Source organism: Comamonas terrae (genome assembly GCF_001544075.1).
Lineage (GTDB): Bacteria > Pseudomonadota > Gammaproteobacteria > Burkholderiales > Burkholderiaceae_C > Comamonas > Comamonas terrae.
In genome coordinates this window covers 411,981-425,421 of record NZ_BCNT01000003.1, presented here as the reverse complement: position 1 = coordinate 425,421, position 13,441 = coordinate 411,981, and the positions used below count along the sequence as shown (strand labels likewise).

The 13,441-nt window shown below is 66.4% G+C and carries 10 protein-coding genes; 2 read left to right on the top strand and 8 right to left on the bottom strand.

The genetic code is table 11. The annotated features are described in order from the left end of the window. Positions 1 to 43: 43 nt before the first annotated feature. From Cte04_RS05255 to Cte04_RS05235, 5 genes are all read right to left on the bottom strand, one after another. Complete coding sequence (locus Cte04_RS05255; RefSeq protein WP_066473172.1) at positions 44 to 2,407, bottom strand: CHASE2 domain-containing protein; 2,364 nt, start codon at positions 2,405 to 2,407, stop codon at positions 44 to 46. 135 nt (positions 2,408 to 2,542) lie between these two features. Next, positions 2,543 to 4,342, bottom strand: a complete 1,800-nt coding sequence (locus Cte04_RS05250; protein WP_083526517.1) for a FecR family protein — start codon at positions 4,340 to 4,342, stop codon at positions 2,543 to 2,545. Positions 4,343 to 4,410: 68 nt separating this feature from the next. Then, entirely contained in the window at positions 4,411 to 5,127 is a 717-nt protein-coding gene (locus tag Cte04_RS05245; protein ID WP_066473169.1) for a response regulator transcription factor, read from the bottom strand. Positions 5,128 to 5,212: 85 nt separating this feature from the next. Continuing rightward, positions 5,213 to 6,517 (bottom strand): tryptophan--tRNA ligase, encoded by a 1,305-nt coding sequence (locus Cte04_RS05240; protein ID WP_066473165.1) that lies wholly within the window; start codon positions 6,515 to 6,517, stop codon positions 5,213 to 5,215. 42 nt (positions 6,518 to 6,559) lie between these two features. After that, the gene (locus tag Cte04_RS05235; RefSeq protein WP_066473163.1) at positions 6,560 to 7,228 is read right to left on the bottom strand and encodes a site-2 protease family protein; all 669 of its coding nucleotides are present in this window, start codon (positions 7,226 to 7,228) and stop codon (positions 6,560 to 6,562) included. Positions 7,229 to 7,517: 289 nt separating this feature from the next. Here Cte04_RS05235 and Cte04_RS05230 point away from each other — a divergent pair, with 289 nt between their 5' ends. After that, positions 7,518 to 8,786 (top strand): methyl-accepting chemotaxis protein, encoded by a 1,269-nt coding sequence (locus Cte04_RS05230; RefSeq protein ID WP_066473160.1) that lies wholly within the window; start codon positions 7,518 to 7,520, stop codon positions 8,784 to 8,786. 130 nt (positions 8,787 to 8,916) lie between these two features. On the opposite strand, the gene Cte04_RS05225 is transcribed toward Cte04_RS05230, so the two are convergent. Both Cte04_RS05225 and Cte04_RS05220 read right to left on the bottom strand, forming a co-directional pair. Continuing rightward, a complete protein-coding gene (locus tag Cte04_RS05225; RefSeq protein ID WP_066473158.1) occupies positions 8,917 to 9,561 on the bottom strand; it encodes an L-threonylcarbamoyladenylate synthase in 645 nt (214 codons plus the stop codon). Between the two features lie 57 nt (positions 9,562 to 9,618). Then, positions 9,619 to 10,482 carry a 3',5'-nucleoside bisphosphate phosphatase gene (locus tag Cte04_RS05220; RefSeq protein ID WP_066473154.1) on the bottom strand — a complete coding sequence of 288 codons (864 nt, stop codon included), beginning with the start codon at positions 10,480 to 10,482 and terminating at the stop codon, positions 9,619 to 9,621. Positions 10,483 to 10,740: 258 nt separating this feature from the next. Between Cte04_RS05220 and Cte04_RS05215 the strand changes: the two genes are divergently transcribed. Beyond that, on the top strand, positions 10,741 to 12,504 hold the full coding sequence (locus Cte04_RS05215) for a methyl-accepting chemotaxis protein (RefSeq protein WP_066473152.1): 1,764 nt from the start codon (positions 10,741 to 10,743) through the stop codon (positions 12,502 to 12,504). Positions 12,505 to 12,519: 15 nt separating this feature from the next. Here the strand turns inward: Cte04_RS05215 and Cte04_RS05210 are convergent, their stop codons facing one another. Beyond that, positions 12,520 to 13,431 carry a type II secretion system F family protein gene (locus Cte04_RS05210; RefSeq protein WP_066473150.1) on the bottom strand — a complete coding sequence of 304 codons (912 nt, stop codon included), beginning with the start codon at positions 13,429 to 13,431 and terminating at the stop codon, positions 12,520 to 12,522. Between the last annotated feature and the right edge of the window lie 10 nt (positions 13,432 to 13,441).

Below are 13,441 nucleotides of genomic sequence, written 5' to 3'. Positions count from 1 at the left end.
TTCAAGGCTTTTTCGTTTCTGTCGTTGTCAAAAAAGACCTGCTTCAGGCCTGCGGGATCAGCAGCGTGAAGCAGCTGCCTTGCCCGGGCTGGCTGGTGATCTGGAGCCGGCCGCCATGGCGCTCGGCCACGGTGCGGACAAAGGCCAGGCCCAGGCCCACGCCGTCCGTGCGGCGGTGCTGCTGCAGGCGCTCGAAAGGCTGGCTCAGGCGGGCCAGTGCCTGCTTGTCCATGCCAGTGCCGTGATCGCGCACGGCCACGCCCCAGAAGCCGGGTGGGTGCACGATGGAGCATTCCACGGTGGCGCCGGCATCTGCCTGCGGCGGCTTGCCGTACTTGATGGCATTGCTCAGGAGATTGACGACGGCGCGGTGCAGCAGGCCGGGATCGCCCTGCACCAGGGCCTCATGCTCGGGCAGTGCCATCTGCAGCGCCATGCCCTGCTTCTGCGCCAAGGCCCAGCAGTCGGCCACGGCCTGGTCGGCGAGCAGGCCCAGATCCAGGGCTTCGCTGCGCAGGCTCTGTTCCTGCGCCCGGGCAAGGTGCACGAAATCGTCGGCCAGCTGCAGCGAGGCCTGGGCATAGCTTTCAATGCGCTGCAGCAGCGCAGTGCTGTCGCCGGTATCTGCCGTGGGATCGGAAGGGGAGCGCTGCATTTCGAGCAGGGTGATGATGGCGCCTATGGGCGTGCGGATGTCGTGCGAGATGAACTGCATGGCCTGGTCGCGCTGGGCCTGGGCGCTGCGCAGGTCGCTGATGTCGACCAGGGTGAGCAGCCAGCCCGAGGTGGGCGGCGCCTGGAAAGGCTGCGACAGCAGCATGAGCGCGCGGCCCTGGGCGTCGCGTCCTTCGCTTTGCGGCGGCAGCAGTCCTTGCTGCAGCGCTTCGCGAGTCAGCAGCGGCTGCATGGGGGTGTTGTGGCGTGCGTTGTCCCTGCCCTGGCCGGACAGGCCGCCGAGCACGCGCGGCAGATCATCGCCTGCCTGCAGCGCATGGCCCAGGCTGTGGGCGTAGGCATGGGCTGCGGCATTGGCCAGCAGCAGACGGCCCTGCCGGTCGCTGACAAAGGTGGCCGACGGCAGCTGGCGCAGGCTTTCGCTGACGAAGTGGTGCAGGGCGCGCAACTGGTGCGAGGCCTGTTCCACGGCGGCAATGCGCTGGTCCAGCGCGTCCACGGTCAGTGCGCCTGCGGGCAGCACGGGCAGGCCCTGGCTTTGCAGGTCGCGCAGTTCCATGGCCAGAAAGCGGGCGGCAGCGCGCAGGCGCAGCCAGCTCCAGAGCGGATAGGCCAGGGCCAGTCCCATGAGTGCCGCGGCCGGCGCCGTCTGAATCTGGGTCCAGCGCGGCAACAGGCCCGCAGCCAGCAGGCAGGTAAAAGCCAGCGCGGTGCAGGCGATCAGTCCGCCCGAGGGGCCGAGCCAGGCCAGGGCCAGCAGGCCCAGCGCCACGGGAACGAGATTGAGCGCCCGGTTGAGCGTGGGCGAGGCCAGCTCCAGGTGCGTGTCCTGCAGCACGCCGTTGAGGATGTGGGCCAGCATCTCCACGTTGGAGATGGGCCGTGTGCTGGTGCGCAGCGGCGCGGTGAACTTCTCGCCCAGGCCTGCGGCGGTGGCCCCGATGAGCACGTATTTGCCACGAAAGGCCGCAGCCGGGATGTCGCCGCGCAGAACGTCGATATAGGAGTAGGTGACAAAGGGCGACAGGTGTTGCCGCTGCTTGTCCTGCGCGGCATGCGCAAAGGCGATGATCCGCGCCTGGCGGCGTTGCCAGGCGGCGGTGGGAGCCGCACCGGCTGGCGCATCGGCTCCTGTGCAGGCGTGTCCGCTCTGTCCCACGCAGTGCAGGCTCATGGCCATGTGCCACCAGGGCTTTTCGCCCTCCTGGGCGTAGAAGCGGCGCACCACGCCGTCGGCATCGACGGGCAGCTGCGTATGGCCCAGCGCCGCGGCCGATTGCGCCAGGCTTTGCAGCGGCGGCATGGACAGGCCTGGCGCATTGCGCGTGATGGGCAGCACCACCTTGCCACTGTGCTGCAGCGCGCGCTGCAGCAGCAGGTCGTCGCCGGGGTAGTCCAGGTCTTCCTCGCTGAAGACCACGTCCATGCCGATGGCGCGCGGCGACCCCTTGGCGACATGCTCCAGCACGGCCGCATGCAGGGCGCGGCGCCAGGGCCAGCGGCCTATCGCGGCGATGCTGGCATCGTCGATGGCGATGATGACGATGTCGCTGGAGGCCTGGCGCTGGTGCAGCCAGTTGGAGGTGTCCTGGATCAGCCCGTTCACGCGCGCCAGCTGGCCCGGTCCGCTGAGCCAGTAGACCAGTGCCAGCAGAAAGGCGCTAAGCCATAGCCAGTCCTTGCGCAAGCTCTGGCGACGGCTGATTGGTTCGTCGGCGGTGGGCTCGGACATGGTGGTTGCTCTGGCTGTTTGAAAAAAAGGAGCTGCTGGCGCCTGTATTCATTGGACTTCAATGTAATGGATCACCGAAGTCATGTGGCGGCAAGCGGTAGCAGCTCCTTTTTTATGAGCGAGCGCGCAGGAGGTTCAAGGTTGCTGGCGCTGCAGCCGTGCTCCATCGCCGGAAGTCAGCATCTGGCCGCCGCCGTCGGTGACCCAGCTGCCGGTCTGGAACTGGCGCGCGGCCGAGAAATTGCTGCGCAGCCCGTTGCTGTCCTGTACCTGCAGGCGCAGGTAGTAGGACCCGGCGGGCAGCTCCTGCGTGCTCCACTGCGGCTCATCCACCCAGGTGTCCACCAGCGGCGCGGCAAAGCCGGGCTCGCTGGCGACAACGATGTGGTAGCGCTGGCCCGGCTCGCCGCTCCAGCGGATGGTGCGGCTGCCTTCACCAGGACCTCCGCCCATCTGCAGGGCATCGCCGGACGGCTGGGGGGGCGGCGGGGCCAGCTTCACGGCCTGCGCGGCGGCAAACGGGCCCTGGTCGATGCGGCCGTCCGCCAGGGTACGCAGGCTGGCGGCGCGCCAGCGGTAGGCGCCCGGGGCTAGCCCGGCCAGTGCCTCGGCCGGCAATGCGCAGTCCTGGAGCGCGGAGGCATCGACCAGGGGCTGCGCGAAGTCGCCGTCGGCGGCCGCGACCTGGATGCGGTAGGCCGAGGCTTCCGCCACCTTGGTGCAGCTCAGGCCGGTCTGTCCCAGGCCGATGGTGGCGTCGGCCGCAGGCGACTCGTACAGCGGCGGCACGGGGTGGGCCTTGACGCGCAAAGAATGCAGGCTGCGTGCGCCGGGGATGCCGTTGGCATCCAGCGCGCGGATGGCGACCACATAGCTGCCATCGTCCACGCCGGTCAGGCGTGCAGGCGACTGGCTGAAGAGCCCGCTGCGTATCACTTGGTCCATGGACGCGTCCTGCGCCAGCTGGACCTGATAGCGTATGGCGCCAGGCAGGGTGGGCAGGGGCAGGCTGACCCAGCTTGCATCCTCGGCCAGTTGCGGCCACGCAGAAACGTCGGGGGCCGGCAGCATCTTGCGGGGGGCGCCCACCTGGCCGTCGGCCGTGACGGAGACACCCTGGCCCGGATGCAGCAATGCCGAGGGCTGGCCCGCGCGCACGGCCACCGAGCCTTCGTCCACCGCGGCAGCCGTGCGGCCATCGGCATCGTTGAACACCAGAAAACGGGTGCCGCGCACGCTGGTGGAGGCCGCCGGCGTACGCACCTCGAAGCGGCGCTCGCCATTGGCCTGCTTGGGGACCGAAGCCTCCAGGGCGCCTTCGCGCAGATCCAGCACCGATTGCAGCGTGCCGGCGCGGCCCTTGCGGCGCATCTGGCGCAGCTGTACTTCGGATTCGGCCTGCACGCGCACCAGCGAGCCGTCGGCCAGCTTGACGGCGACAAAGGAGTCCGGCGCCAGCTTGAGCGAGTCGCCTTCCTGCAGCAGCTGGCCTTTTTGTACGGGGGTCTGCACGGGCTGGCCCGCGCCGGCGTCGCCCGGATGGCTGAGCGAGCGCGAGCGCACGTCGCCATGCACGAATTCCACCGAGGCCGTGGCCGCGCGCAGCAGGTTCAGCGGGATCTCCAGCACCGAGCCGGGGCGCAGGCGGTAAGGATCGGGAACCTTGTTGTGGCTTTGCAGCGCCGACCACTGGCGGTAGTCGCCCAGATAGCGGGCCGCGAGCTGCTCCAGCGTGTCTCCAGCCACCACCCGGTGCGCAATCACGTCGCCGCCGCGCGGCAGGGGCGTGATCTGCGCCAGCGCTGCGGTGCTGGCCAGCAGGCTGCCCAGGCCGGTCAGCCCTGCAGCCAGCTCAACTGCCAGCCAGGGCCGGCCGCGCAGCGGGCGCTGCAGCGTTGGGCGTGGAAAGCTTGGAGAGAAGGCGGTTGGTGGCATGAAGCGGTAGGGGGTGGGGATGAGGGAAACGACCTGGCAACGGATCCGCCGCCAGGCCGCTGCTGCGCTTAGGCGCTGGCTGCAGCCGGGGCTGGATCGCCGGCATCGGGAACGTCCAGCCGGTACCCATAGCCGTAGACGGCCGAGATCGCATAGGGCTGGCCGGCCCGCAAGTTCAGCAGCGTGCGCAGGCGCGAGACATGGGTATCCAGCGAACGCGACTGCACTTCGGAGTTGTGGCCCCAGACCACCTCGCGCAGATGGTCGCGCGACAGCAGGCGGCCCTGGTTCTGGAACAGCGTCAGCGCCAGCGTGTATTCGCGGTGCGTGACGTCCACGGGCTGGCCGTTGATCTCGATGCTGTTGGTCGCGGTGAGAAAACGGTAGGGGCCGAACTCCAGCACGCTTTGCGCCGGAACGGGATAGGCGCGGCGCAGCAGCGCCGCAATGCGCGCGCGCAGCTCGCCGGCGCGCACGGGCTTGATCATGAAATCGTCGGCGCCGCAGGCCAGGCCTTCGATGATGTCCGATTCTTCGCTGCGGAAGGTGATGAAGAGGATGGGCAGCTCCTTGCTGACCTGGCTGCGCACCCAGCGCACCAGATCCGTGCCCTGCATGTCGGGCAGCTGCCAGTCCACGATCAGCAGATCGAAGCTTTCGCGGCGCAGGTCCTGCTGCAGGGCGGCCCCCTTGAGGTAGGTGTGGCAGCTATGACCGCTTTCCGTCGCCACCTGGACCAGCATGTCCAGTTGCAAAGGATCGTCGTCCAAGGCAGCAATACGCATTGATATTCCCTTCCGCAAAAAAGCGAGGTTTCCGATAGGGCCCGCCATGCTTGCGGCGGGCTGTCCTCCGTTGTGCAGTCTAACTTTACTGCTCGGCCGCCTCGCGCAGCTGTTGCAGCGCCGACAGCACCTGTGCTTCGGCCACGCCGTCCACCGGCCGCAGCCGGTCCTGCAGGTCCGAGAGGGCCGCCGCGCCTTCGCGCTGCAGCCGGGCGATGCTCTGCCCGGCGTCCTTGGGGGCCGTGAAGCCCTGGCTCTGCAGCAGCAGCCGGCCGTCGCCGGCCACGAGTTTGAAGTAGAAGAGTCCGTCCGTCTCGCGGTACTGCTTGAACTGCGGCAGGGCCGACTTGGCGGCCTTGGCACTCTTTTGGGTCGCCGTGCTGGCCAGGTTGCGCAGGCCCACGGCACTGCGCAGCTCGCGCAGCAGCGGCGTGGCGAGCTTGCGGGCCTTGGCGGCGCCCGCCTGCAGAATGTCTTCCAGCTCCTGCGGGTGGGAGATCAGGTATTCATAGCGTTCGCGCATGGGCGCGATCTCGCGGTCGATGCGCTCGAACAGCACCTGCTTGGCATCGCCCCAGGCAATGCCTTCGGCATATTGCTGGCGCAGCGCGGCGGTTTCCTCTTCGCTGGCAAAGGCCTGGTAGATCTGGAACAGGGCCGAGCCTTCGACTTCCTTGGGCTCGCCGGGCGCGCGCGAGTCGGTGGTGATGCTGTTGATGAGCTTGCGGAGCTGCTCGCGCGGCGCGAACAGCGGGATGGTGTTGTTGTAGCTCTTGCTCATCTTGCGGCCGTCCAGGCCGGGCAGCGTGGCCACGCTTTCCTCGACCACGGCCTCGGGCAGGGTGAAGTAGTCGCCGCCGTAGATGTGGTTGAAGCTGGAGGCCATGTCGCGCGCCATCTCCAGGTGCTGCACCTGATCGCGGCCCACGGGCACCTTCTGGGCATTGAACACCAGAATGTCGGCGCCCATCAGCACGGGATACATGAACAGGCCGGCGGTCACGCCGTCGTCAGGATCCACGCCGGCGGCATGGTTCTTGTCCACGGAAGCCTTGTAGGCATGGGCGCGGTTGAGCAGGCCCTTGCCGGTCACGCAGGTGAGAAACCAGGTCAGCTCCGGGATCTCGGGGATGTCGGACTGGCGGTAGAAGGTCACATGCTCGGGGTCCAGGCCGGCGGCCAGCCAGCTGGCCGCGATCTCGATGGTCGAGCGCTGGACGCGGTCGGGATCCTGGCACTTGATCAGTGCGTGGTAGTCGGCCAGAAAGTAGAAGTTCTCCACATTCGGGGCACGGCTGGCGAGGATGGCGGGGCGCATCATGCCTGCGTAATTGCCCAGATGGGGCGTGCCGCTGGGGGTGATGCCGGTCAGGAAACGGGTGGTGCTCATAACAGAAGGTCTGCGAAATACGGTCGGTCTATCGCCGGGCGCTCAGCGCAGCAAGGCAATCAGGGGGGAAAGAACCAGATCGATGGCGCCGTAGCCCAGGTTCATCAGCGGGCGCAGCCAGTAGCTGCCCACCACGCCGGCGATCACCAGGGCCATGACGATGAAGAAGCCGTAGGGCTCGATGCGGGCCACGGCATGGGCCTGCTTCCATGGCAGCAGGCCGACCAGGATGCGGCCGCCATCCAGCGGCGGCAGCGGAAACAGGTTGAACGCCCACATCACCAGATTGACCAGAATGCCGGCGCGGCACATCTCCAGGAAGAAGCGCTCGTTCAGGCCCGCGCCCACGAGCACGACCAGCGCAACGCCCCACAGCAGCGCCTGCACGAAATTGGAGGCCGGGCCGGCCAGCGCTACCCAGATCATGTCGCGCTTGGGATGGCGCAGCTGGTCGAAGCGCACGGGCACGGGCTTGGCATAGCCGAACAGAAAGGCTCCCGAGGTCGCGAAGTACAGCAGCAGCGGCATCAGGATGGTGCCGACGGGATCGATGTGCTTGATGGGGTTGAGCGTGATGCGCCCCATCATGGCCGCCGTGTTGTCGCCGAAATGGCGTGCCGCATAGCCGTGCGCTGCCTCATGGATGGTGATGGCGAACAGCACCGGCAGGGCGTAGATGAGTACGGTTTGTATAAGTTCAGACAGTTCCACACACTGATTGTCTCAGACCGGGCCCCTGTGCGTTGCGATATGCCCGTGTGGCGCTCCATGTCGCTGGGGAGACAGGGCGATGAGCGGAAGTGGAGCGCGCTGTTGCGGCGGGGGCGGTGCGCTTTAGGGAAAGTTTCTGTTGCAAAATGCAACAGATGCTGTAGTGTCGGGCGTTTGTGTCCGCATGTCAGTGAATGCACGCTGCGGCAGGTAGGGCGGCCCCAAGGGCGCACAGTGGGTTCAAGGCAAGGAAGGTATCGTGGGAATATTTGCAAGATTGCCGATCGGTATGCGGCTCGTGATCGCTTTTGGTTCCATCGGCTTGCTGGTTCTGGGCCTGGCGGGCACGAGCCTGCTGGCGCTGGACCATGTGGCCCAGGGACTGCAGGCGGGCCAGTCGGGCCAGTTGCAGGGAGCGCAGTGGCACGGGTTGCTGGATGAGGTGGCGCAGACCCGCTGGTGGGCATTGGGCCTGGGGGCCGTGGCCCTGCTGGTCTGCGTGTTTGCCTGGTTCAGCCTGAGCCGCGGCATCGTCCAGCCTCTCAGGCAGGCCATTCTGATTGCCGAGACCGTGGCCTCCGGTGATCTGAGCCAGGAGTTCTCTTCCGACACCCAGGGCGACTTCGGCCGCCTGCTGACGGCGCTTGGCACCATGGAAGACACGCTGACCGAGCTGGTGGGGCGCATCAAGCAGTCCACCGACGCCATCGGCGTCTCGGCCGGGGAGATCGATGCCGGCAATGCCAATCTTTCCAGCCGTACCGAAGCCCAGGTCAGCGCCCTGGCCGAAACGGCCGCCAGCATGGAACAGTTCACGGCCACGGTGCGCCAGAACGCGGACCGGGCGCGCTCGGCCAGCGGACTGGCGGTGGCGGCTTCGGCCACGGCCGAGCGCGGCGGCGCGGTGGTCGGCCAGGTGGTGAGCACCATGGAAGCCATCAGTGGCAGTTCGCGCAAGATCGTGGACATCATCCAGGTGATCGAGGGCATTGCCTTCCAGACGAATATCCTGGCGCTCAATGCCGCGGTGGAAGCTGCCCGCGCGGGCGAGCAGGGGCGCGGCTTTGCGGTGGTGGCCAGCGAGGTGCGTTCGCTGGCGCAGCGCAGTGCCGAGGCGGCCAAGCAGATCAAGGAGCTGATCACCGTCAGCGTAGCGCAGGTGGAAAGCGGTGCCGGTCTCGTGGGCCAGGCTGGCGTGACAATGAAGGACATCGTGCAGTCCGTGGGCCAGGTCACGGGCCTGCTCGGCGAAATCTCCCATGCCCTGCAGGAACAGAGCGAAGGCATCGACCATGTGAACACGGCCGTGGCGCACATGGACAGCACCAACCAGGAAAACGCCGTGCTGGTGCAGCAAGCCACGCAGGCGGCGGCGGCGCTCAATGCCCGTACCCGGGACCTGCAGGAGGCCGTGGGGGCGTTCAAGCTGGACGAGGAAGACGCGCCGGCAATGCCTGCCCTTGCGGTTCCTGCGCTGGCGCCTGCCGCGCTGCGGCGCGATGGCGGCAAGCCCGCAGCCAGGTCCGTGGCCAAGCAACTGGCGCATGAATCGGCCTGATGGCGAATCGAAGCTAAAACCGACTCTCACGCTTGCTGCATGAGCGCAGCAAGCTATCAAAAAAAGGAGCGAAAGCCCCTTTTTTTGATTGACGGCCAGCCGGGCTCGCCGCCGGCCTGGCAGATCGATCTCAATCGGCCTGCAGGCCTATGCTGTCCAGGCTGCCGCGGCCCTGGCGCACGACGGTGGGTGGATTGTTGAGTGCCATGGGCACCAGATCGAGCACGGTCGTCGGCTCCTGCGGGCAGGCGCCGGCATCGACCACGGCATCGAGTTCATGGGGAAAGCGCTCCAGGATGGCATCGGCATCGTTGAGCGGCTCGGTCTCTCCGGGCGCAATCAATGTGGTGGCCAGCAGCGGTTCGCCCAGTTCCTCCAGCAGCAGCTGCAGGCCCTTGCGGTCCGGCACGCGCAGGCCTATGGTCTTGCGCGAAGGGTGGCTCAGGCGCTTGGGAACCTCCTTGGAGGCTTCCAGGATGAAGGTGTAGGGCCCGGGCGTGGCCAGCTTGAGCAGGCGGTACTGCCGGTTGTCCACGCGCGCATAGTTGGCAAGCTCGGACAGGTCGCGGCACAGCAGCGTCAGATGGTGCTTGTCGTTGATCTGGCGGATGCGGCGGATGCGGTCCACGGCATTCTTGTCGTCCAGGTGGCAGACCAGTGCGTAGCTGGAGTCCGTGGGCACCGCCATGATGGCGCCCTTGCGCAGCATCTCGGCCGCCTGCTTGATGATGCGGGGCTGCGGGTTCTCTGGATAGACTTCAAAGCGGATGGTCATGGAGCGGGATCCTGTAGGCCGGTGCCAATATGAAAAGAATAGCGGATGGCGGGCCGGTCAGGCCCTCTGGATGCGCTCCTGAAGCAGCTCCCATACCGGCGTGAGCCTGGCGGGCAATGGCGGCAGGTCGCCGAGATCGGTATGCGATTCCTCGGGGCTGTGGAAATCGCTGCCGCGCGATGCGGCCAGGCCGAATTCCTGCGCCATGTCGGCGTAGATGGCGTATTCATGCGGATGGTGGCTGCCCGTGACGACTTCCACGCCCTGGCCGCCATGCTGCTTGAATTCCGAAAACAGCGCGTATTCCTCGTTGGCCGTCAGGCCATAGCGGGCCGGATGGGCAATCACGGCCATGCCGCCGGCATCCGTGATCCAGTGCACGGCGTCGCGCAGGCTGGCCCAGACATGGGGCACGTAGCCGGGATGGCCTTCGGTCAGGAAGCGACGGAACACCTCATAGGTATCGCTGCAGATGCCGCTTTCCACCAGGTAGCGCGCAAAGTGGGTGCGCGAGATCAGCTCCGGGTTTCCCGCATGGCGCAGCGCGCCCTCGTAGCTGCCCGCGATGCCGGCGAGTTCCAGCTGGCGCGCCATTTCCTTGGCGCGCGGGCCGCGGCCGTTGCGCGTCTCATACAGACCCTGGCTCAGCTGGGCATCGTCGGCATCGAAGCCCAGGCCCACGATGTGCACGGTGTGGCCGGCAAAGCTCACCGAGATTTCTGTGCCGGTCAGATAGTCCAGGCCGCAGGCATGGGCGGCTTGCGCAGCGCGGTGCTGGCCGCCGACCTCGTCATGGTCGGTCAGAGCCCACAGCTGCACGCCCCGGTCCGCGGCGCGCCGGGCCAGCTGCTCGGGCGTGAGGGTGCCGTCGGATACCACGGAGTGGCAGTGCAGGTCGGCATTCAGATAGGTATTTGGCACCAGCCCATTGTAGGTTCCCCCTCCGTGAGGCTGGGTGAGCGGCCATCATGGATTTCCTGCTCCTGGCAGGCAGCTGGCGATGCGGGCAGCGCATCAGTGTTTTGCCGGGCGGCAGAGCTTCATCATTTTGTAACAATATTTAATATTCAGATGCTTATGACGAAGAGTGGCTAGGCGTACTGCAGGGCGGACGCAGCCTTCCGGGTCCGGGTCTCTGGCCGTTGTCTGTTGGTCGGTTTTTTGTGGATTGGTTGTTTCATGAAGTCACTTCATCTCACTGTTGCACGCAAGCTCTGGCTGCTGGTGATCGGTCTTTTGCTGAGCATGGCGGCCGTCGTCGTCGGCAGTCTTTTCTACCTGCATGAGGTCAACAGCCGCATCCTGGAAGACATCGACCGCGCCCAGACCAGTTCCGCGCTGGCACGCGAATGGCGCGATCTCACGGACACCAGCGTGGACCGCTCCATCGTCGCCGCCATGTCCAGCGAGGAGCATCTGGTGGAACGCCAGCGCGATCTCATGAACAAGGGCATTGCACGCATCACCGCGCTGCAGAAGAAAGTCACCGAGCTGGCGGTGTCGCCCGAATCCAAGGCAGAACTGGCCAAGGTGTCCGAAAACCGCCGCAAGACCCTGGAGGTCAACAGTGCCGTGCAGGAGGCACGCAAGTCCGGCGATTTCGCTGCTGCACGCGACCTGGTGGACAAGATGGCGCCCATCGCCAAGGCCTACAGCGATTCCCAGCAGGCCTATGTCGAGCTGCAGGAACGCCTCAAGCAGCAGGCCGAGCAGGCCGGCGAGAGCCTGCGCGGCCGTGCCTACTGGATCATCGGCGTGGCCTGCGGCCTCATCGTGCTGCTGGGGCTGACGGCTGGCGTGCTGATGATGCGCTCCATCACCCATCCGCTCAACGAAGCCGTGGCGCTGGCCGACAAGATTGCCGAAGGTGACCTGACGGCCGCGGTGCGCAATGATCGCCATGATGAACTCGGCCTGCTGCTGCGTGCACTCAATGCCATGACCGAGCGCCTGCGCACCGTGGTGGGCGAGGTGCGCCAGGGCGTGGAGTCGGTCTCCACTGCTTCGGGCGAGATCGCCACGGGCAACCAGGACCTGTCGGCCCGTACCGAGCAGACTGCGGCCAACCTGGAGGAAACTGCGGCCAGCATGGAACAACTGACCGCCACGGTCACCCAGTCGGCCGACACGGCCCGCCAGGCCAACCAGCTGGCCGCCACCGCGGCCCAGGCGGCGGAGCAGGGCGGCCATGTGGTGCAGCAGGTGGTGCACAGCATGCAGCAGATCACGGACAGCAGCCGCAAGATCGCCGACATCATCGGCGTGATCGACGGCATTGCCTTCCAGACCAATATCCTGGCATTGAATGCAGCCGTCGAAGCGGCCCGCGCCGGCGAGCAGGGCCGCGGCTTTGCCGTGGTGGCCGGCGAAGTGCGGGCCCTGGCCGGACGCAGCGCCGAGGCGGCCAAGGAAATCAAGCTGCTGATCACCACCAGCGTGGACAACGTGCAATCGGGCTCGCAGCAGGTCGAGCAGGCGGGCCGAAGCATGGACGAAATCGTCTCCAGCGTGCGCCGCGTCAGCGACCTGATCGGCGAAATCACGGCTTCGTCCTCCGAACAGCGCGACGGCATCAATCAGGTCAATCAGGCCGTGAGCAATCTGGACCAGATGACGCAGCAGAACGCCGCCCTGGTCGAAGAGTCGAGTGCAGCGGCCATGGCGCTGCAGGAGCAGGCCAGCCGCCTGTCGCAAGTGGTGTCGGTGTTCAGGACAGGCCAGCAGGTGCAGAGCGTGGCGAAGCAGGCTGCACCCCGTGCAGCTGCTGCATCAGCCCCCAAGCCCTCTGCGGCAGTGCAGCGCCCTCACACCAAGGCGCCCGCCAAGCTCAAGTCTGCAGTCGCAGGCCAGGCTCCGGCGAACGTGCCGGCCACCATTGCCAGCAAGGGCAAGCCTGTCGGCATGACTGCAGGAGCTGCAGACGACGAGTGGGAGACCTTCTGAAAACAGCCAGGGCCGTCAGGAGGTTCCGGCGAGCATGGGCATGATCATGTGCACGATCCGGATGATGGCGGGCCCCAGTACCACCATCACGATGGCCGGAAAAATGCAGGTCACCAGCGGAAACAGCATCTTGGTGGGAATCTTGGCCGCGAGTTCCTCGGCGCGCATCTGCCGCTTGTGGCGCAGATCGTCGGAGAACACACGCAGCGAATCGCCGATGCTGGTGCCGAAGCGATCCGCCTGCGTGAGCATGGCGGTGAAAGTGTGAATTTCATCCACGCCGGTGCGTGCGGCCAGGTTGCGCAGGGCTTTCTCTCGCGTGCTGCCGGCGCGCATTTCCAGATTGGTCCAGTGCAGCTCTTCGGCCAGGGCTTCGCTCTTGATGCGGATTTCCTCGGTCACCTTGCCCAGGGCCGCATCCAGGCCCAGGCCGGCCTCCACGCAGACCAGCATGAGGTCTGCCGCATCGGGAAAGTTCTCGAAGATTTCGCGCTTGCGGTGCCTGGCCAGCCAGCGCAGTACCAGATTAGGTAGATAGCAGGCGATCAGAGATGCCACCACGGTAAATAGCAGAAGCTGGGATGTCTCTGTCGTACCGGAAGCGAGGAGGACCGAATACACAGTCAATGCAACAGCCAGCGGCAGCAGCGTCTTGATACCAAAGTAAATCATTGAAGCGTGCTCATTGCGTATGCCCGCATTCAAAAAGCGCAGGCGCAGTGGCGAGGCATCGATGCCTTCGGTGGGCGACGACAGCTGGGCAAACGGGCCCACCAGCTTGACGGCGGTCTCGGTCCAGTGGCTTTCCCTGGCTGCCGGCGCCAAGGCCTGCAGGCGCTGTTCCGTGGCTGTCGGCACCCACCAGAAGAAGAGCGCGCCGGCGGTCAGCATGAGGGCGGTAAAGGTCAGCACGGCAATGATCAGCATGGCGCACTCC